This window comes from Stenotrophomonas geniculata ATCC 19374 = JCM 13324 (genome assembly GCF_001431625.1).
GTDB classification, from domain to species: Bacteria; Pseudomonadota; Gammaproteobacteria; order Xanthomonadales; family Xanthomonadaceae; genus Stenotrophomonas; species Stenotrophomonas geniculata.
Genome location: NZ_LLXT01000046.1, coordinates 16,606 through 34,494, shown reverse-complemented (window position 1 = coordinate 34,494; position 17,889 = coordinate 16,606). Strand labels below are relative to the sequence as shown.

At 62.5% G+C, this 17,889-nt stretch carries 21 protein-coding genes; 15 read left to right on the top strand and 6 right to left on the bottom strand.

All coding sequences use genetic code 11. The annotated features are described in order from the left end of the window. Window positions 1-47 precede the first annotated feature (47 nt). The 4 genes from ku (at window position 48) to ARC63_RS02815 (ending at window position 4,419) form a co-directional block, all read left to right on the top strand. A complete protein-coding gene (gene ku, locus ARC63_RS02825) occupies window positions 48-992 on the top strand; it encodes a non-homologous end joining protein Ku (protein WP_024957538.1) in 945 nt (314 codons plus the stop codon). A gap of 18 nt (window positions 993-1,010) precedes the next feature. Then, entirely contained in the window at window positions 1,011-1,187 is a 177-nt protein-coding gene (locus ARC63_RS22505; RefSeq protein ID WP_064485349.1) for a DUF3606 domain-containing protein, read from the top strand. A 12-nt stretch (window positions 1,188-1,199) separates the two neighbouring features. After that, a complete protein-coding gene (ligD, locus tag ARC63_RS02820; protein ID WP_057502463.1) occupies window positions 1,200-3,743 on the top strand; it encodes a DNA ligase D in 2,544 nt (847 codons plus the stop codon). A gap of 106 nt (window positions 3,744-3,849) precedes the next feature. Next, window positions 3,850-4,419, top strand: a complete 570-nt coding sequence (locus tag ARC63_RS02815; RefSeq protein ID WP_082587800.1) for a DUF488 domain-containing protein — start codon at window positions 3,850-3,852, stop codon at window positions 4,417-4,419. A gap of 649 nt (window positions 4,420-5,068) precedes the next feature. Here ARC63_RS02815 and ARC63_RS02805 read toward each other — a convergent pair. Then, window positions 5,069-5,347, bottom strand: coding sequence for a PQ-loop repeat-containing protein (locus ARC63_RS02805; protein ID WP_057502461.1), 279 nt, complete (start codon window positions 5,345-5,347; stop codon window positions 5,069-5,071). Window positions 5,348-5,353: 6 nt separating this feature from the next. Beyond that, a complete protein-coding gene (locus ARC63_RS02800; RefSeq protein ID WP_040008411.1) occupies window positions 5,354-5,608 on the bottom strand; it encodes a hypothetical protein in 255 nt (84 codons plus the stop codon). A 157-nt stretch (window positions 5,609-5,765) separates the two neighbouring features. Between ARC63_RS02800 and ARC63_RS02795 the strand changes: the two genes are divergently transcribed. The 7 genes from ARC63_RS02795 (at window position 5,766) to ARC63_RS02765 (ending at window position 9,852) form a co-directional block, all read left to right on the top strand. Beyond that, window positions 5,766-6,482: a hypothetical protein gene (locus ARC63_RS02795; RefSeq protein ID WP_139042367.1), complete on the top strand. Its 717-nt coding sequence runs from the start codon at window positions 5,766-5,768 to the stop codon at window positions 6,480-6,482. 361 nt (window positions 6,483-6,843) lie between these two features. Next, entirely contained in the window at window positions 6,844-7,230 is a 387-nt protein-coding gene (locus tag ARC63_RS02790; RefSeq protein WP_057502459.1) for an H-NS family nucleoid-associated regulatory protein, read from the top strand. Between the two features lie 787 nt (window positions 7,231-8,017). Then, window positions 8,018-8,242, top strand: a complete 225-nt coding sequence (locus tag ARC63_RS02785; protein ID WP_024957547.1) for a hypothetical protein — start codon at window positions 8,018-8,020, stop codon at window positions 8,240-8,242. Continuing rightward, window positions 8,239-8,607 carry a hypothetical protein gene (locus tag ARC63_RS02780; protein WP_024957548.1) on the top strand — a complete coding sequence of 123 codons (369 nt, stop codon included), beginning with the start codon at window positions 8,239-8,241 and terminating at the stop codon, window positions 8,605-8,607. The genes ARC63_RS02785 and ARC63_RS02780 overlap by 4 nt, the downstream gene beginning before the upstream one ends. Window positions 8,608-9,076: 469 nt before the next feature. Continuing rightward, window positions 9,077-9,322 (top strand): hypothetical protein, encoded by a 246-nt coding sequence (locus ARC63_RS02775; protein ID WP_024958712.1) that lies wholly within the window; start codon window positions 9,077-9,079, stop codon window positions 9,320-9,322. 36 nt (window positions 9,323-9,358) lie between these two features. Then, window positions 9,359-9,544, top strand: coding sequence for a hypothetical protein (locus tag ARC63_RS02770; protein ID WP_008268538.1), 186 nt, complete (start codon window positions 9,359-9,361; stop codon window positions 9,542-9,544). Beyond that, entirely contained in the window at window positions 9,544-9,852 is a 309-nt protein-coding gene (locus ARC63_RS02765) for a hypothetical protein (protein ID WP_024958711.1), read from the top strand. The genes ARC63_RS02770 and ARC63_RS02765 overlap by 1 nt, the downstream gene beginning before the upstream one ends. A gap of 33 nt (window positions 9,853-9,885) precedes the next feature. On the opposite strand, the gene ARC63_RS02760 is transcribed toward ARC63_RS02765, so the two are convergent. The 3 genes from ARC63_RS02760 to ARC63_RS02750 form a co-directional block, all read right to left on the bottom strand. Then, window positions 9,886-12,492, bottom strand: coding sequence for an AAA family ATPase (locus ARC63_RS02760; protein WP_230548558.1), 2,607 nt, complete (start codon window positions 12,490-12,492; stop codon window positions 9,886-9,888). Window positions 12,493-12,627: 135 nt separating this feature from the next. Continuing rightward, the gene (locus ARC63_RS02755; protein ID WP_136191685.1) at window positions 12,628-12,939 is read right to left on the bottom strand and encodes a hypothetical protein; all 312 of its coding nucleotides are present in this window, start codon (window positions 12,937-12,939) and stop codon (window positions 12,628-12,630) included. Then, window positions 12,933-13,319 carry a helix-turn-helix domain-containing protein gene (locus tag ARC63_RS02750; protein ID WP_024958708.1) on the bottom strand — a complete coding sequence of 129 codons (387 nt, stop codon included), beginning with the start codon at window positions 13,317-13,319 and terminating at the stop codon, window positions 12,933-12,935. Before ARC63_RS02750 ends, ARC63_RS02755 begins: the two co-directional genes overlap by 7 nt. 106 nt (window positions 13,320-13,425) lie before the next feature. On the opposite strand from ARC63_RS02750, the gene ARC63_RS02745 reads away from it, so the two are divergent. From ARC63_RS02745 to ARC63_RS02730, 4 genes are all read left to right on the top strand, one after another. Continuing rightward, the gene (locus ARC63_RS02745; protein WP_057502458.1) at window positions 13,426-14,244 is read left to right on the top strand and encodes a hypothetical protein; all 819 of its coding nucleotides are present in this window, start codon (window positions 13,426-13,428) and stop codon (window positions 14,242-14,244) included. A gap of 1 nt (window position 14,245) precedes the next feature. Next, window positions 14,246-14,629 carry a hypothetical protein gene (locus tag ARC63_RS02740; RefSeq protein ID WP_046433505.1) on the top strand — a complete coding sequence of 128 codons (384 nt, stop codon included), beginning with the start codon at window positions 14,246-14,248 and terminating at the stop codon, window positions 14,627-14,629. A gap of 74 nt (window positions 14,630-14,703) precedes the next feature. Next, window positions 14,704-15,198, top strand: coding sequence for a hypothetical protein (locus ARC63_RS02735; protein ID WP_224119381.1), 495 nt, complete (start codon window positions 14,704-14,706; stop codon window positions 15,196-15,198). Window positions 15,199-15,368: 170 nt separating this feature from the next. Next, complete coding sequence (locus tag ARC63_RS02730; RefSeq protein WP_139042366.1) at window positions 15,369-15,986, top strand: hypothetical protein; 618 nt, start codon at window positions 15,369-15,371, stop codon at window positions 15,984-15,986. 35 nt (window positions 15,987-16,021) lie between these two features. On the opposite strand, the gene ARC63_RS02725 is transcribed toward ARC63_RS02730, so the two are convergent. Continuing rightward, window positions 16,022-17,884: a type 4 pilus major pilin gene (locus ARC63_RS02725; RefSeq protein WP_057502457.1), complete on the bottom strand. Its 1,863-nt coding sequence runs from the start codon at window positions 17,882-17,884 to the stop codon at window positions 16,022-16,024. Window positions 17,885-17,889 lie beyond the last annotated feature (5 nt).

Sequence of the window (17,889 nt, the reverse complement as noted above, 5' to 3'; positions counted from 1 at the left end):
CGCGGCCGGGCCTACAACGAAAGGCCCTAGGATTGGAGGCGGCTGGCATGCCCAGGCCCATCTGGAGTGGTTCGTTGTCCTTCGGGCTGCTCAACGTTCCGGTGTCCCTCATGTCCGGCGAGCGTCGCATGGATCTGAGCTTTCGCATGTTGGACGCACGAAACAAAAAGCCCATTCGCTACGAGCGGGTCAACGCCGAAACCGGCGAAGAAGTGCCTTGGAAGGACATCGTCAAAGCCTTCGAATACGACAAGGGCAGCTACGTCGTCATAGAGAAAGAAGACATCGCCGCGGCCGCCCCCGAGACGCACGAGTCCATCGACGTGGAGGCCTTTGTCGACGCCGAGAGCATCGGGCTGAGGTTCTTCGAAAAACCCTACATCTTGGTGCCTGGCAAGAAGGCAGAAAAGGGCTATGTCCTGCTCCGAGAGACCCTGAAGGAAACCGGCAAGGTGGGCATCGCCAGGGTGGTCATCCGCACGCGCGAATACATTTGCGCGGTGATGCCCGAAGGCGATGCGTTGATCATGATCCTGCTTCGCTACCCGCAGGAGTTGGTGGCTCCGGACGAATACAAACTGCCGCAGGGGGGGGCGTCGGACTACCGGGTTGCGCCCAAAGAGCTCGAAATGGCCAAGCAGCTGATTGAGAGCATGACCTCTGAGTGGGAGCCGGACAGCTACCAGGACGAGTTCCGCGAGCGCCTGTCCGACATCATCAAGAAGCGGGTGAAGCAGGCCGGAGCCACGACCACCTTCGAGGAACCGGAACATCGCGAGGACTCGGCGACCAACGTGGTGGACTTCATGGCGCTGCTCCAGAAGAGCTTGGAAACCAACAAGCGCACCCCGGCGAAAGCAACGCCGGTGAAGACCGCCTCCAAGTCCTCCACCAAAGACAGCAAGCCTGCCAAGAAGGCCGCCATAAAGAAGGCCCCAGCAAAGAAAGCCGCAAAGAAAGCCCCCGCCAAGAAGGCTCTAAAGAGCGCCTGATCACCCAAGGAGAATCCCATGAGCGACGACAAGAAGAACACCGGCAGCCCGGACCGCGACCGCATCAACGTCAACGAAGACTACGAGCTGCAGTATTGGACCAAGGCGCTGGGCGTGTCGGTCGATCAGGTCCGGGCCGCTGTCAAAGCCGTTGGCCCCACCGCTGCGGCCGTTCGCAAGCACTTGGGCAAGTAACGTGGCGCCGTCATGTCCTTGGTCGAATACCGTCGCAAGCGCCGCTTTGACCAGACCAACGAGCCCGAGCCTGGCAAAGCGCTGCCGCAAGGGCAGCGCGCCATTTTCGTGGTCCAACTTCACCACGCCAGCCGCCGGCACTACGACTTCCGGCTGCAAATCGGCGACGCCCTGAAGAGTTGGGCCGTCCCCAAGGGCCCTAGCTACGACCCCAAGGTCAAGCGGATGGCCGTGGAAGTAGAAGACCATCCCGTCGACTACGCCAGCTTCGAAGGCGAGATCCCCAAGGGGCAATACGGCGGTGGGCACGTGGCCCAGTTTGATCACGGCGTCTGGGCCACCCAAGGAGACCCAGAGGCACAACTTGCCAAGGGTCACCTGCGCTTCGAGCTGTTTGGCACCAAGCTCAAAGGCGGGTGGCACCTGGTCCGCTCCGGCAAGCCTGCCCGTCAGCCGCAGTGGCTGTTGTTCAAGGACGACGATGCGTATGCGAGCGATCTGGAAGCGGACGATCTGCTCGCCGATGTGTCGGCGGCCCCAACGGCAGACATCAAGAGGGCCGGCGGCGGTAAAGCCGACAAGAAGAAGCTCAAAGCCCCCCCTGCAAAGCGTGCGCGACGGAAGAACTGGGCCAAGAAGGCCTTGGCCCTGCCCAAAGCGAAAGAGGCGGCCCCGCCTTCCGGTCCCTTCGAGCCCCAGTTGGCCAAGCTGGGGGACGCCCCACCGCAGGGCGACCAATGGGTCCATGAGATCAAGTGGGACGGGTATCGGATCCTCGCAACGGTCGCCGATGGGGCCGTCCGGCTCTGGTCCCGCAACGCGTTGGAGTGGACCGACAAGATCCCCGAGATACGCGACGCCGTGGCGGAGTTGGGCCTTACCTCTGCTGCCTTGGATGGCGAACTCATCGCCGGATCGGGCACCAAGGAGGACTTCAACCTGCTCCAGGCGACATTGTCCGGGGAGCGGCAAGGCGCGCTGGCCTACGCGCTCTTCGACCTGCTCCACATCGATGGCGTGGACGTGGCCGCAGCACCTCTGTTGGAGCGCAAGGCGCTCCTGCAGGAGCTGCTGGCGGGCCAGGCCGGCCACTTGGCCTTCAGCTCTCACGTCCAAGGCGACGGCAACGAAGCCTACCGCCTGGCTGGCGAACAGCACTTTGAAGGCATCATTTCCAAGCGCGCCGATCGCGGCTACCACCCCGGCCGCAGCGACGACTGGCGCAAGACCAAGCAGCTGGCCAGCGACGAGTTCGCCGTGGTCGGTTACACGGCCCCCAAGGGCAGCCGCAGCGGCTTTGGCTCGCTTTTACTGGCCAAGCCCGACGCCAAACACGGTTGGCTCTACGTGGGCCGGGTGGGCACCGGGTTCTCCGACGCCTTGATCAAGGACGTGAGCAAGAGGATCCAAGGGGGAGGCAAGAAGCCGACGGCCTACGTGCCCACCGAGGACACCGATCTTCGCTCTGCCACGTGGTTCGAGCCGCGCTTCGTGGTGGAGGTGTTCTATCGCGGCATCGGGGGGCAGCAACTGCTGCGCCAAGCCTCCTTGAAAGCCGTGCGGGCCGACAAGGACGTGGCCGATCTGACCGACTCAGACCGAGCCCCGGTAAAGGGCGGCCGCGGGAAGCGGGCATCGGCGGTGCCTTCTGCCCGCAAGACCGCCCCAACGCCTCAAGCCGATCGCATGCCGCCCAAGCTGTCCTCCCCGAGCAAGGTCCTTTTCCCTGGCGACGGCTATACGAAGCAAGACGTTTGGGATTACTACTCGGCGGTCATGGATCACCTGCTCCCAGAGGTGATCAATCGGCCCCTCTCGATCATTCGCTGCCCCGCCGGCACCGGCAAGCCTTGCTTCTTCCAGAAGCACCACACCGCCGGGCTGGAGCTGGTGGACTCGGTCAAGTTGAAGGAGGACAGCGGCATCAACGCCCACTACTTGGTGGTCCGGGACGCGGCTAGCTTGCTGGAGCTGGTCCAGTTCAATGCCCTGGAGTTCCATCCGTGGGGAAGCCACGCGGAGGAGCCCGACCGTGCCGACCGGGTGGTATTCGATCTAGACCCCGGCCCAGACGTGCCTTTCGCGGAGGTAAAAAAGGCTGCCACTGATATCCGGAAGCTTCTGGCCCAACTAGAGCTGGAGTCCTTCCTGCGGGTATCCGGAGGCAAGGGCCTTCATGTCGTGGTGCCCCTCAACCCGGGGTGCGACTGGGACCTGACCAAGCGCTTCGCCAAAGGATTCGCCGACGCGCTGGCCCAGTCGGAACCTCAGCGGTTCTTGGCCACCGCCGCCAAGGCCCTGCGAAACAAGCGGATATTCGTCGATTACCTCCGCAACGGACGAGGAGCCACCGCCGTGGCATCCTATTCACTGCGAGGGAGGCCTGGCGCTCCGGTGGCCATGCCCTTGGCGTGGAGTGAGCTGGCCAAGCTCAAGCGGGCTGACGCGTTCACGATCAAGGACGTGCCGGGCAAGCTGAAACGTCGCCGCAAGGACCCTTGGGAGGGCATCGATGCGTTGAAGCAGAACTTGTCGAAATGGGCCCGAAACGACTAGCCCTTATCTCCGCGGTCGTGTCCGAGCGCAGACGGGCAGACGCGAGCGTCGTTGGCAGCTGCCGAGCACGTGATGAGCACGCGGGCTTGATGCCGGCTCCTGTCCAATGAGGCTCATGCAGTGCGATGCTCCCGCTCCGACCCCGGTGACCGTCTGGACCATCGGGCATTCCACTCGACCTTGGGACGAGTTCTTACACCTGCTGTTCGCACAAGGCATCTCGGCGATCGCGGACGTGCGTCGTTTCCCAGGATCGCGTCGTCACCCTTGGTTCGCATCCGAGCAGATGGCTAAAACGCTGCCAGCGCACGGCGTGGAGTATCTTTGGATTCCTGAACTGGGCGGGCGGCGCAAGGTGCAGCCGGATTCGCCCAATGGTGCGTGGGACAACGCCGCGTTTCAGGGCTACGCAGACCACATGGCGACCGCCGAGTTCGCCGGCGGGCTATCGAAGGTGCTTGCACTGGGGGGCGAACATCGGACCGCGCTGATGTGCGCGGAGGCACCGTGGTGGCGTTGCCACCGACGTCTCATCTCCGACCTGCTGACGCACCGGGGCCATGAGGTGCTGCACATCGTGTCCCACGCCGAACCCAAACCGCATCCGCTGAACCCGATGGCGCAGGCCGTCGGGCCAGCGCTTGTCTACCCACCGGCTCAGACGGAGCTGTTCTGAACCAACCAGTAGGGCGATCGCGTGTCGGGCCCGCCCGGCGCATTTTCTCCCTATCGAAGCTATGCGGACATGTCGGCTGCCTTGCAGTTGGCGCGCGCTTGCCGCACGGTGTTGTTGATAGACGACGGGCAGCCGCGCAACCCTGCCTGAATCGGCTTAGGCGGTCGTCCCCGGTCCCGGCTTCAGGTAATGGATCGGAGGCTGCCCCGTCAGAAAGTTGGCGTTCTCCTGAGGGATTCAGACAGGCTTTCGCTCCTTATGTCTGCCATGAAGTAGTCTGGAAGCGATGTTGATGCGCAGGTAAGAACACGATGCGGGGGGGGACGAGAAGTGACCGGTATGACTCGCTCTGCAGCGCGCTCGATAGGATTCATGGACGGCAAGAGCTGACGGAGTTCGCTTCGGATTGGGGCCTCCACCGCAGTCCTAGCGAGGATGGCACAGTGGAGGTATGGAAAGGCGCGGCGATGGGGGCCGGCGTTGAGATCTTGTTGCTTCCGCCCGTGTCCGCTTCCAGCGACTGGGCCATCTCGACGCTGGTCACGGTCGGAGGCCGGGTCGAGCATGTCAGACGACGTCCGTTTCGGATCTGACGAAGAGTGGCTGCTAAACGCCTACCACGGCTTTCCTTGGTGCAGCCAATACTGGGTCAGCAGGGAGGCGGCGCGTCGGTTCGCCGACGTCGACGCCAAGCCAGGACCTGTCCCACCACGGCCGTGAGCAGCAGCAGGGCATTGGTCACCACGAATACCGTTGACCCCAAAAGTGCACTGTAAACGGTGAACAGGGTGGACGCGGTCATCTGACCGACGAACAGCCACTTGGAGACCGTTTCGGGGTGGGGAGACTGCCACTGTTTGATCATTTGCCGGACCAGCGTGGCAATCAGCACTACGGTTGCAGCCCAGCCGAGAACATCAGGATGCATGGCCGCTCAACCGTCCTTTGAGTCGTGGACAGTTGAACCGTCTTGGTCGTGCGCCGGGCGCTTATGAGGCTCCTCAATGATTTCCTTGTTGAGGATGCGAACCTCACCCACCATCAGCAGGCGCATGTCGCGCACGATGTAGTCGGCCAACGCCTCATTGGTGATGTCGTCACCGGCGATGTCCAGCCGGAAGCCTTGGCCCTGAATCCCGCCCCCGTTGCTGAAATCAATCTCGAAATCAAAGCACACCCGCTTATCCATGTTGCCCTCTCCATCGGTGAGATTGGGCGGCACTGAAGGGCCGCTTGCTACGCTAAAGGCGATCATCGGCGTAAGGAGGGCAGCCCACAACTGGCCCCATGCCCGGATCTGAGGGCAGGCTCACTGCCGTTCCCGCTTTCGGCGGTCGTAGAGTTTCATGTCCGCGCGATTGATGGTATCGGCCACCGATTCCCAGGGCCGACCAATGGCGCAACCGCCGGAAAAGCGGATCGGTGCAGGTCAGCGTGGCCGAAATAGTGCGGCGGGCGTTGAACGATTTCTGACCGTGCCAGCACCCGTGGTGGTGCCCGTGTGCGACAAGATCCTGGCTTGGGGACACTACATCCACGGTCGCCAGTGGAAGCACCCGGAAACCCTCCGAGCCTTGTTTGAAAGTCGGCTCATCCTGCACCCGGCTGATCCGTCTGACGACACCGCAAGCGCTTGGAACTGGGTCAAGGCATGCTTGCCAGCGCAAGTGTGGACGCGCATGGAGGCTCCAACCCCAGCAGAGCTTGAGCGGGTCATACAGACCGATGCGAAGGCCCGGGAAGCTTTGCTTGCTCCACGCCTGGAGCTATCCGAGGAAGAAACGAGGCGATGCTTTGACGTTCGGTTGATCGCCGGACTGCCCATGACCGTCGCCCGGAAAGGATGGCCAGGGGCGCCATTGATGCATGGCGCGTATGGCCGCCACTGGATCATCGAATCGACCGCGAGCAAGAGGGAAGATATCCTTCTGCAGGACATCGGATTGCGTGTCTGGGCCGAGTCGATGGCCATGAAGGCCAATCGCGCCACCCAGCAGGCTGCATCCGATGAGACACGGGGCTCCGAAGGGTTCTTGGTGACGCACGAGGTGGGGAACTCCTGAAGCCGTTCCTGGGCGGGCGGTTTAAGAACGGCAACATCCACGTCATCTTCCACAAGCACGCCTTGCACCTGGTTGACCGCCTGAACGCCCGGATCGCGGGACCGCTGCCCAAGGCTTTGCCGGCGCCCGGTAGCCTCTAGACATTGCGGCATTGCATGGTGGAACGTGGGGGTGGGCACGGCCAGTCCCCCGCAACCGCCGAGGCCTGCTCCAGTGGCCGGCGGAAGGCATGCCTTCACTGACTCTTGAGGGTGAAGCCCCGTAACAGTCTCCAAGGGAGAGCGGGGGTTGAGCCGTTGAGGATTTACAGCGGTCTCGCAAAACGGCAGGATCGGGGTTTGACCAACCCCAAGGGAAAGCCGTGGCACTGACGCTTGAACAAATCCGAAAGAAAAAGGCCGAGGCCGAGGCCTTGCTGGCCGAAATGGAAAAGGCGGAAAGCGAAGCGGTCGCCGCTGAAGCCGGGGCCAGCTTTGCAGGAGTCTACGAGACCTTGCAGCAGTTTGGGCAGCATTACACAACGAAGCAGAAGAACGATCTGAAGGCGCTGCTTGAGCCACGCAAGGCGGTTTCCGCGAGCGCCGGCATCAGTCGCGCCCCGAAGTTCCAGATCCCGGACGGCACCACCTGGGCTGGCACTGGACGTCAGCCGAAGGCCTTCCTTGCGTGGGCCGAAACCGCTGAAGGCAAGGCGTGGAAAAAGAAGCACCCGGACCAGGAATGGCCGGCGCACCCGTTCAAGGCCTGATTGCCATTGAGCGTTGCAGACAGCGCCCCGGGAAACCGGGGCTTTTTTTGTGGGCGTTGAAACCAAGGGAAGGCAAAGCGGGGCTGGGGCGGGAGCCCCGGCCCATGTCCTAACCCTCCCCGGTGGGGGCTTTTCAGGCGCGGCCCAGGCCGCGTTCTTTTGATCTCTTGAAAAGAAAAAAGCAACGCAAAAATAAAAAGCGGCTCAAATCAAAAGCGTTGTGTGGAGAAGGGGCGGGTGGGGGCCTCGGCTTCCGCCGGGCCCGGCGCTGCTGGAAAATGTGCTGCGCTTCAAGTTGTTCAACGCTTTGCTGCCACTTTGGCAGTTTTGATATTTAGTCGATAAAACGTCGAGTGAAAGTATTGCGATTTTTTGGGGGTGGCTTAGTTTGAGTGGGTAGCGAGGGAGTGCCCCCTCTTCAAAGGTTTTCGCATGATTGCTTACGTTATTGACCGGTCCGGCTTGCTTCCTCTTGGTTATCGGGGGTTCTTCTAATGGCCCACCACCACGCCAGCCCTATCCAACTCAAGACGGGCGAGTGGGGCGCCCGGGTGCCCGCCCCGAACGTTCGGAACGGCGACAGGCTCACTGTGGTTGCCGGGAGCGGCAGCTCCTGGGAAGCCGTCGTTGTCGGCGTGGTTTGGCAAGGCCCGGAGGCCGCGATTTGCCAAACGGCTCGGGGGCTCATGCAGTGTGGGTGCTGCGGGGAAGTGGGGCAGAAAGGGGCCTACCCCTTCTCAACGTATCCGGCAGAAATGCAGCGTTGCGACGATTGCGCGGGTTCGGCATGAAGACGCCAGCAACGAGTCGCCGCAAACGCTTCTACGCATACCAGCGCCGCTCGGGTGGCCAGTGCTACTTCGACAAAGCCATGCACGCCCACCTCCAGCGGTATCCGCACACCATCGGCCATTACCAGCTCACACGCTTCCTGGGCACTTCCGCGTTGCTGACCGCTGAAGAAGCGGCCGCCCAAGGATGGATGGCCAAGCCGCACGGGAGCCCTGCATGACCAAACGCTACATTCTCCGCCCCCCAGAACGCTTGGTCGAAACCATCCACGAGACGTGGATTGACGCGCCCAGCAAAGCCGCGTTTCAAGCCTTGGCCGCCGCGCAAGGCCTGAGCATGCGCGCTGCACTGGCTCAACTCATCGAGCAACACGCCCAGATTCGAGAACCGTTTTCCCCTCGACGCCCGACGCCGTGGACCGGGGAGGGGTCGAAGGGGCGAGAGCGCTACAGGGCCGCGCTCCCCAGTGTGCAGCTGGGACTCCATGCCGTGACGGCCCTGCAGATTGACGCTAACCGGGCTGGGATTCGTCTGACCGAGGCCGTCCGCCAGCTGGTCTGGCTATGCATCCAAGCCAACGCCTGATCCCTCGGACGCCTTTTGCGGGCATGGGGCCAAGGACAGCCACGCGGAGGCTGGGGGAAGCCCTGGCCCACGTCCTAACCTCCCCGGAGGGGGCTTTTCAGGCGCGGCCCAGGCCGCGTTCTTTTGAGCTCTTGAAGAGAAAAAGGCAACGTCAAAAGTGGCATGAAGCAAAAGCGCATTGGGGGAAGGGCGGGTGGCCTCGGCTTCCGCCGGGCCCGACGCTGGGCTGGAAATGTGAGGTGTTTTAGGGTTTTTGTGTTTTCTGCTTTTTTCCGTCAGTTTTGTGTTTTAGTCATAAAAATGTAGGGTCAATCTATTGCGAAAAGTTGGTTTTCTTTTACTTTGAGATCAGAGAAGAGCGCCGATGCTCTTTAACCAAAGGGAACCCCATGTTGACGTTCTTTGCTTTTTGCCTCTTGGCTGGATTGGTCGCCGGATTGGCCATTGCTGATCGACTGGATGCGCTCTGATGAATACCCGCAGCCAAACCCAAGCGCCCGCCCGGTCCTCCACCCCTGGAGCCCTCCTGCGATTCCTGTTCGACGCCATGTCGGGCATGGGAGCGGCCAAGCTGGGATGGGAGATGGTGACCGACCCCAAGGCCAAGCTGTCGGACATTGCCATCGGCGTGTCGCTCTGCCTGGCTCCTGCAGCGATTGCGGCCACTTGGGCGCTTTGCCTGTTCGGCATCGCCCAACACCACCAGCTTTTTTGAAACCCGAACCCCTGACAACCACGGAGGACCTCGCTCGTGCGAAAACTTTTCAACAAACTGCTCAACATCGCCCTTTTTGGCATGGTTCTGTTCGCCCTGGACCAAGTCCCGGAACGCCTGGATCGCATGTCGCAAACCGCCCAGAACCTGGTTCAGCAGGTGGGCTACTCGGGCCCCATGCAGGGCATCCCCTCGGGCGTGCCAGACGGTTACGAGTTCTGATGACCCCCGCACCCTGGCCATCGTCGGAGCTCGTTCGCCTCGCATGGGCGGCACGCCGGGATCCTCTTGCCCGGCAGCACCTGCTTCAGGCGTTCCAAGAGGGGGCCGATTTCCATACCCCTCTGTCCAGCAGCGATCTGAACGACGACCTGTTTGCCGTCCCTGGGGATTGCTTGGCCGGGGTGGTGATTCGGGAAATGACGGGCGTCAAGGACGCCGAAGAGTGGCTGCACGCGTTTCTTCGCGCGCACGAGTTGCATCAAGCGCTGCCACCTGCTGTGGGAAGCGCTGGCAAGCGGCGCTTCTGATGAACGTGAGCACGCAGTAACGGGTGGTCAGGGCTACGCCTTGGGTTTCGCCGCGGTTTCCGCTCGCTTACCGAACTCCTTGCACCATTCGAGCATGTCTTGAACGTCCTTTAGCAGTTCGTCCGGACCCGGAAGCCAACTGGGGGTGTCGGTGGGTTGGGAGTGCTCGAATGCCGAATACTTCGTCATCATCCCGTCGATCAGTGCGCAGTCTGCTGGGGTGATTGCACTGAGCCGCTGTAGCTTGTTGAGCGTGTTGATCTCGCGCCGGTAGCGGTTGATGACGCCAGAACAAAGCTCGTCCTCTACAGAGCGCTCAACCAAGATTCGGAAGTTGCTGCAGGCGGCCTTCAGGGCAAGTTCTTTTAGTGGCGGATCAAGCTTCTTAAGCTGTCCGATGCTGCTGATCATTTGGTTCAAGCCGGATTGTGGCTTCAGAGAGAACGTATTGATCTGCGCCGGCATGCCGGTCCTGCTTCCATCGCGGGCGATCGATTCAACCGCGACCTTGACCGTAGGCTGATCGAGGTTGGCCCGCTGCTTGGCGGCACTCTGCAGTAGGACCATCAGTGACAATCGATGTGTGAACACGATCACCTGGCGATGCTCGGCCAGATCTACGAGGCGTTTGGCGACCGCCTCCTCAAAGCGCTGATCCAGGGAGGAGATGGGGTCGTCGAAGATCACGGGCATGCCCCGTTCAAGGCCCGTCGCGTCGGCCAGGAAGGCTGCCAACGCCACGATGCGTTGCTCACCCTCGCTCAGGATTTCACGATTCTTCTGGGCGCCTTGCGCGTCCTTCAGCTCAACGTAAAACGTGAACGCCCCTTTGCCTTGGGATCGATACGACATGCGGACAGGAAGCGAATGGCCCCCCAGCGCCCGCAACTCGGCATTGAAGCGGTCGCAATAGCCCTTGGCCAACTCCGACTCGCCAATGTCATTGCTTTTGGTCGTCAACTGGCTGGTTGAGGTGGACCGGACAGCGGCTTCCACCGTTCCCACGCGTTTGAGGCGGATCACGTCGGCCCATACCGCATCGCGCTGCTCCGACAGCCACTGTTGTGCTTTCAGCTCTGCTAGGCGGCTTTCCTTCTCCTTCCGTCCCGTCGGGTCCAGCAAGCCCGCCAGCGCGTCGCGATCAGCGCTAGTGGTCTTGACCTTCTGATCGTAGGCGTTGGTCCACACCGACCACTGCACTGCCGGAGCCGCCGTGGCCTCGGCCATGGCTTTCAATCTCGCATGGATGGCCTCAAACAGCTCAGTGGCTTGGGGGGCTTCCAAGCCAATAGCAGCGCACTGGGCCTGCCAGGCGACATCGGTGAGAGGACTGGGCAACGCTTTCTTCAGCGCCGTCAGCGCGTCTTCCGCGCTCTTAGCTTCTGTCTGCAGGGTGTCGTTGAGGTAGCTTTCAAAGCTGGCCAAGCGGGCCTTGCCGTCGTCTCCCAACGGTTGCTGGCAGAGGACACAACGGGATTCGTCCCCAACGTGGGGGAAAGGGTGGTCACGGTAGGCAAGACCTGTCGAATACGCCTTTGCAGCGTCCCAAAGGGTTCGCCACACGGCGTCTCCGACGCCTTTGAGCGGCAGCCCATTGAGGAAGGCCGTGGCATAGGCGGTGGCGGCCTGGCGCTTGACCTCTGCATTGCTGCGGGCATCCAAGAGGGCTTGGGCCTTCTCGCCGTTCAAGCTCTCCTTCAATGCCGAGATGCTTGTGGCCATCTGCGACAAGCGTTCTAGCTCTCCGACGGCCTTGGCGTGGGCCACTTCAGGGTTCGCCTGGGCCAGTGCGGTCTCCAGCGCCAAACGCTCATCGTTCAGTGCAGCGGGGAAGGCGCAACGCTGGTTAATATCCTCTTCGGTCAGTTTCGCCGTCAACTTCCGGAGGACCGTTGCAGCGCTGCTCTGCGCGTGCTCTTCCGGGATGATGGGCAGTTTGCTGGTGAGCTTGGCGGCGCGGGCCTTCAATCGGGTGGCGAGATCGTCTGAGATGTGGATGAGCATCCCGACGAACCGCATCGCCCGGGGAAGATGGGTGGCGGTGGTGGCGCTGTCTCCGAACTCCAGCGCTGTGGCTGAGTCGAAGACCGGGACCGCTTTCAACGTCGAATGGGCACCGTCGGATGCTTGCCAAGTGAGATCAGCAGACGATGTCGTGCCGTCGGATCGGGTCGCCGTGACTTTGATCAAGGCAGAGGCAGCATCGGGATTCTGCTTGAACACGTTGCCGTGGATAGATCCCTTGGCCCGCGCGCCACAAACGTGCTTCATCAAACGGGCGTAGCCCGATTTCCCGGCCCCGTTGGGTCCGTAGACCACGGTCATCTGGCCTTGGCTGAGGTCCAATGCCGCGTCCTCGCCAAGGGCATTGACGCCGCAGATGGAGGAGACCGAGTCGATGCGAAGCTCAGCGGCGGTGGGTGTCCCCAAGATGGTTCCCGGTGCCAACGCCGGGTGGGGAGCATCCAGCTTCTTGGCTGCCTCGGCCAGGCAGTGATCCGCCAGCGCCTCCATCTCCTCTTCGTTCGGCATGCGGCGGTGCTGGATCACCGTGGAAGCGGCCATGCGCAGCCAGCTTGGGCGGCCATTCAACCACTCTTCCAGAGTCGTAGGCGCAGCGGCCCCATTCTTGTTCGCCATCGGTCACTTCCCCTGTGAATGGCCAGAGCCAGGAAGGCTCCGTTCCCCTTCCGCAATAGTGACGCGGGTCACATTTGGAGGCAAGTCGGTGATGGTCGTAGGGGATGGGGAAATGGTTTTCCCGAACGGTAGGGATCAGGCCTCTGAGGGGGCATCGATCTGGGCGGCAGCCAGGGCGGCTGCCAGATCACGGTTCAGTGCTCGCGCTTCAGCCCGCAGTTCGCTCCAGTTCGGCGTCCCGACCGGGCCTTGCCCACGCATCGACGCGAGCCAAGCATGGGATCGCAGCCTGGCCGCTTCCGCGGCTGGCGTCGAGGACTTGAGGGCGTCCAACGCGGCCAACTGGATTTCCAGAAGGTTGATGTCCATCAGCGCCTGCAACTGCTCCGGTGCCATCGGGCTTGGCGCATCCCGCTGCAGCCACCAGCGTCGAAGTCGTTTCAGCATGTCTTCTCTTCCCTGAGATCGTTGTCGCTACTCGGGAGGATGGCCACGCCACGGCTCTGGGCGTAATCCCTCACCTTCGTCAGCAGCTCTCGCTGCTGTTCGGGTTCAAGCCGCGACATCACCAGCAACGTCTCTGCCACTAGATCATTTGTGGCATGGAAATAGGCGACCGGCATGCCAAGTGCTTGGGCCAGCTTTTCCATCGTTGCAGGATCCGGCACGCGATCTCCTCTCTCGTAACGAGAAACCCTGGGAGCGGCGGAGTTTTCCTCGTCCAACCCAAGCACGGCCCCCAACTGTGCTTGCGTCAGGCCCTTGGCCAGCCGGGCCTCGCGCAAGCGGCGGCCAAACGTGTGAGCTGGGGCGAGAGGGGCAGGCATGGGCGATCACGAACCGGGAACAATCCCCAAGTCTGCCGCTTCCCATGCTGCACCGCATTTGCCAAAATGGCAAATAAGGCCATGGTGGCCGGGATCAGGGGGATGCATGAAGCAAGCGATTGCAGCCGTGGCCGTGTGCCTGGCGTTGGCCAGCGGGACGGCCACCGCCCAGGACGGCATTTTGGGAAGGATTGGCAAGGGGTTGATGCAGGCGGGCAAGGACGCCGCCTCGGCCCCGGCGACCAAGCGTTACCTGGAGCCGGCAGGCACTTACTGGGACGACGGCGACCCTCCAGTGCTCGACGGCTACACCCGGATCCGGTGGGGCTTGGCGGCCACCGCGTCGGCCGGTTTCGGCATGTGCGAAGACAACCTCTTTGCCCAGGCCAAGGCCGGCGCTGCCCTGGCACCGGCGATGCGAACCCACTGCATTGGCTCATGGGGGCACCAGTTCAAACGCGTAGGCCTGCAAGGCGATCCGGCCTCTGCGTTTGAGGCCAAGGCGCGGCAGATCGCCTCTACCGATGCGTTCTACCTGCGGCCCTACATCGACGTGGAGATCGACCCCAAGACCAACATTCTCCACGCCTACGTGCTGGTCATGAACCACGACTGGTATCCCCGCTCGCCTGACTTTCTTCCGACGGCCGTTATCGGCCCTTCGCCGTTGGGCAAGGGCAGTGCGGTGGTCGGGGTCGAGCATGGCGGGCGCTACCACGCCGCGCTGCGATTGAAGCCGGAAGACGCGGCCGAGCTGCGACGGGTGGGGCGCGACGCCGCGGGAGACCGAATCTTTTTCAAGGTCGTGGAGGGCAGGTTGAAGCCCAACGGCCTGCCCGACATCGTTCTCCAAATCGACCGGCTGGAGATCGGCTACAAGACCCAGAACATCGGCATCACCCCCTCCAAAGACAAGGACGCATGACATGAAGCACGCACTGATCGTGGCCGCAGCAGCGGCACTTTTGACCCTGACCGCCTGCTCTGGTGACAAGGGCCCCTCAAAGGAGGACGGGGTGAAGGTCGTGGAAGGCTTTTTCACCGAGCAGGGGAGGCAGGCAACCCTCCAGCGCTCTTGGCGGTTTGAAGTCACCGACGCGGGCGGCTTGGATCTCGACTGCGAGAAGAAGCCCAATGGGGATCAAGAATGCATGGTGGGCGGGTCGGTAAAAGCGCAGGGGTCCATCGGTGGCCAGCCCACCAAGCCCGAGCCAAGCACCCTCAAGCCGAAGCTGCGTGCACTGTTCCGCCCGCAGGGCGAGGGCTGGCAAGTGGTCGAAGTGACCGACGAAGGGACGTCTGCGGGCTAAACGGGCCGCAGTCCGCCGCTTGACTGCACGCCGGTCCCGATCAAGCGTGCAGCCATCCAACAGGGGAGGACCATATGAACCGCTATCCGCCGCAGCAAGTTGTGTATGCGCCGCCGGGCCCATCCGCGCTGATCCTCCCTAGCGTCATCTTGGGCCCGTTGGGCCTGGTTGGGCTGGCGGCCGGCCTGGAGGTGATGAAGCGCGACTTCTTCATTGGCCTGGTCTGTTGTGTGCCCGGTGCGCTCGTCTTCGCGTTCTTGGCGTTTTGCCTGGCGCTCCACATCCGGGCTCAGCAGCTCTGGGACTGGCACGTCCGCACGGGGCGGATGCCGTATTTTCGGAAGCACGGCTTCCTGAAAGGGGCGCTGCTCGGGGGCGGATTGGGCGTGGTGACGGTGGTGGCGGCCGCCGTTCTGGGGTTCAAGTATGCGGAGCATCCCCAGTTTGGGGAGATCGCTACCGCAGCGTTTTACTTGGTTTGGCTCTGGGGCGTGCTGTTGATCGGCGTGCTGGCCGTAGTGTTCGGGTGGGTCAAGCGGGCGTGGGATAGAACGGCCCTCCCCAGATGATGCTCTCTGCAACTGGCCGCCTAGTCTGAATGATATATTCGCCTACCTAAGCAGCACCACGCCGGACTTACGACCGCGCCGTTCATTGGGTCAGGAAGACCAGCTGGTGCCGCCTAATGTCATTTGCAACGCGCTTAGGTAAGCGTGCGGAAACTCAATCAGGGGGAGTCATGAAGGTTATCCGAATCGTAGTCTCAGCATTGGCTCTAGTGCCTATTGCATGTTTTGCCAAGGGGCCTATAGGTATTGGAAAGCTTGAGGTTGGAGTGTCGCGCAGCGCCGTTGAGGGCCTTTCGCCCACTGACGGGGTTTACCTTGCCGCTCCTCTGGAGCCTTACGAATACAAACATTCAAGTCCAGTGTCGGGCGAGGATAAGTTTAATACGAAGATCGTCAGTCCTTTGAGTGACCAGCCTCAAGAGGCGGTTCTTACGTTCGTCGCAGGGCAGTTGCAATCGATAAATATTGATCTGGGTGATTCCAATCGGATCGTGGATAGCGTCAAGTCGTTGATCACCAGCAAGTATGGTGAGCCCAAGGTGGACAACTCCATGAAAGAAGAGCAGTGCGTCTACAAGGGCGGGCAGAACTTCAAGGTTTCTTCGGGAGCGATTCGCTACGAGTGGAAGCAGGATCGCCCAAATGCAGAAGCGGTCACAGCTTCGCTGTCGGATGTGGTGATGGACATGTGTCCTTCCAACCTGCGCTATGCGATTGGTGCGATCAAGGTTAAGAGTTTGACGATTGGTATTGCCAAGCCCGAGAAACCAGTGGTGAATCCCTTCTAAGGGCAAATCACCTGTTCTCGGGCTCTAGCTCGATGTCAGGTTGGCCCCCGGCACGTCAACGTAATCTCTTGATAGTCCACCCGCACCGGGTTGTAGAACTGGCGATACCAGTTGAACGCCAAGGTCTGGCCCACGTTGTGCTCGTTGCACGCCGGCAGGCCTTGCTGGGTGCCAAACCCACCGTTGGGCGTGCATCCGGGCTGGCCCGTGCAGGTCGTGTAGGGCGTCGAAGCCACCACGGACGACTCGGGCCACTCCCAGCGATAGGGATTGTTGCTCTTGCCCACTAGGTCGGACGCGCACGCTTGCCGGCACACGGCCAAAGAGGTGCCGCCGCTGGTCCAGTTGTAGTCGCAGTAATGCATGCCCATGTTGGAGACGCATTCGAAGTCGTAGGAATAGGCGTAGCGGATGTTCCCGGCGTCCGAAAGCGCGTTGCATTGCTCTTCGTAGAACGCCGACTCGCTCACGTTGGCGGGCCAGTTGCCGGGCATCGGTGCGGGCGTCTCCACCCGGTGGATGGGCACGTTGGCGATGGCCCAGTCCAGCTTTGCTTTCTCCGCTGGCGTCAGGCGCACCACCGCATCCGGATACCAGTAAGAAATGCCACTCGAACCCGAGGTGGGCGGAACGTCCTGCCCATCGGCGGAGTGCCACGCCACAACCTGCAAGCTGCCATCGCTGCAGCGAGCAGCCGTGGGCTTGCATGTGTTGACCTCGTTGCGACGCGCACCTGTATCCACCCAGTTGGACCAGCCCCCGTAAGTCGGGCTGGGCAGGGCGGTGGTGCCAAACGGGCAATGGGTGAACACGTCTCGAGACCGCACCTGCTGGCGCTCCCAGGTGTGCGTCCCAGCTTGGCCCGACGGGCAGGGTTGAGAAGTGGGCAGCCATTGATCGCGTTCCTCCTGGGAGCTTCCAGGGCAGGCCTGGCAATCCCTCGTCGTCACGGCCGCCACCGTCTGGGCTTGAACCCACGCCTCGGGATGCTTCCACGCGGCGTCTGAGTTTGGATCCACGTCGCCGGGAGCGCAGACCTGGCGCGTGCGCACCGTCTCTGTGCCCCACGTGCCCGCCGGACAGCTCGCCCGGGCCGCCGAGCTTTCCGATTGCCGGCACGGCACCAAGGCCGGCGGAGCCGGGGTGGGGACCGGCGTTGGGAGCGGCTGAGGCACCGGAACGCTGGGCGCAACAGGAAGCGGCGGAACCGCCGGGGAAGGAGCAACCCCAGGGCTTGGCGACACGCTCCCAGGAACGCCCGGCACTGCATCGGGCACGCTGGGAGCGGTGGATACGGGGCCAGCCGGTGTCGGCGTTGAAGGGCCAGGGACGGCGGGCGTGGAGGGCAGGGGAAGCGTGGGCACCACGGCCACCGACGAGCCGGCCACAAGGCCTGAGTAATAAACGACATCGACCACGGCCCCATCGGCCCCGCACGCCAATCCCAAGCCGGGGATGTCTAGGGTTCCGCCGTTGCCCAACAAAACACTGGTGTTGCCCACGATCACGTCCCGCACGTTCGCGTCGCCTGCGATGGCGGAGACGAACGGCACGCAGGCCCGCGCAGGAAGCCCAGACAGCCCCACGGTGAAGGCATCTCCTGCCAGGCGCACCGTGGCCGGGGCCACGGTCACCGCGCCGCCCCATGCGTTGCTCATGGTCGCTGCGCTGCCTTGGCGGAAGTCTGTGGGGGCCAGCCCATCTTCAAGCACGTTCAACGTGCTGACGCCGCGGAACGAGCCGACGATGCCATGGGACCGATCAACGCGGCTGGCCAGGTCCCGAACGTTCTCGACGTCCGACGCCAGGTTGACCCGAGTGGTGACGCGGGGGTAGACCCAGAACGCGGCGGCCCCCATTGCGGTGGCAACCCCCAATGCGAGCAGCAACTCGACCAAGCCAA

What these genes read in the sequence shown, in the direction of transcription:
- ARC63_RS02750 (WP_024958708.1), bottom strand. Translation starts at nt 13,319, where the DNA reads ATGCCTGCCCCTCTCGCCCCAGCTCACACGTTTGGCCGCCGCTTGCGC.
- ARC63_RS02795 (WP_139042367.1), top strand. Translation starts at nt 5,766, where the DNA reads ATGTCCGCGCGATTGATGGTATCGGCCACCGATTCCCAGGGCCGACCA.
- ARC63_RS02815 (WP_082587800.1), top strand. Translation starts at nt 3,850, where the DNA reads ATGAGGCTCATGCAGTGCGATGCTCCCGCTCCGACCCCGGTGACCGTC.
- ARC63_RS02765 (WP_024958711.1), top strand. Translation starts at nt 9,544, where the DNA reads ATGACCCCCGCACCCTGGCCATCGTCGGAGCTCGTTCGCCTCGCATGG.
- ARC63_RS02730 (WP_139042366.1), top strand. Translation starts at nt 15,369, where the DNA reads ATGAAGGTTATCCGAATCGTAGTCTCAGCATTGGCTCTAGTGCCTATT.
- ARC63_RS02780 (WP_024957548.1), top strand. Translation starts at nt 8,239, where the DNA reads ATGACCAAACGCTACATTCTCCGCCCCCCAGAACGCTTGGTCGAAACC.
- ARC63_RS02785 (WP_024957547.1), top strand. Translation starts at nt 8,018, where the DNA reads ATGAAGACGCCAGCAACGAGTCGCCGCAAACGCTTCTACGCATACCAG.
- ARC63_RS02775 (WP_024958712.1), top strand. Translation starts at nt 9,077, where the DNA reads ATGAATACCCGCAGCCAAACCCAAGCGCCCGCCCGGTCCTCCACCCCT.
- ligD (WP_057502463.1), top strand. Translation starts at nt 1,200, where the DNA reads ATGTCCTTGGTCGAATACCGTCGCAAGCGCCGCTTTGACCAGACCAAC.
- ARC63_RS02755 (WP_136191685.1), bottom strand. Translation starts at nt 12,939, where the DNA reads ATGCTGAAACGACTTCGACGCTGGTGGCTGCAGCGGGATGCGCCAAGC.
- ARC63_RS22505 (WP_064485349.1), top strand. Translation starts at nt 1,011, where the DNA reads ATGAGCGACGACAAGAAGAACACCGGCAGCCCGGACCGCGACCGCATC.
- ARC63_RS02745 (WP_057502458.1), top strand. Translation starts at nt 13,426, where the DNA reads ATGAAGCAAGCGATTGCAGCCGTGGCCGTGTGCCTGGCGTTGGCCAGC.
- ARC63_RS02735 (WP_224119381.1), top strand. Translation starts at nt 14,704, where the DNA reads ATGAACCGCTATCCGCCGCAGCAAGTTGTGTATGCGCCGCCGGGCCCA.
- ARC63_RS02805 (WP_057502461.1), bottom strand. Translation starts at nt 5,347, where the DNA reads ATGCATCCTGATGTTCTCGGCTGGGCTGCAACCGTAGTGCTGATTGCC.
- ku (WP_024957538.1), top strand. Translation starts at nt 48, where the DNA reads ATGCCCAGGCCCATCTGGAGTGGTTCGTTGTCCTTCGGGCTGCTCAAC.
- ARC63_RS02740 (WP_046433505.1), top strand. Translation starts at nt 14,246, where the DNA reads ATGAAGCACGCACTGATCGTGGCCGCAGCAGCGGCACTTTTGACCCTG.
- ARC63_RS02800 (WP_040008411.1), bottom strand. Translation starts at nt 5,608, where the DNA reads ATGGATAAGCGGGTGTGCTTTGATTTCGAGATTGATTTCAGCAACGGG.
- ARC63_RS02760 (WP_230548558.1), bottom strand. Translation starts at nt 12,492, where the DNA reads ATGGCGAACAAGAATGGGGCCGCTGCGCCTACGACTCTGGAAGAGTGG.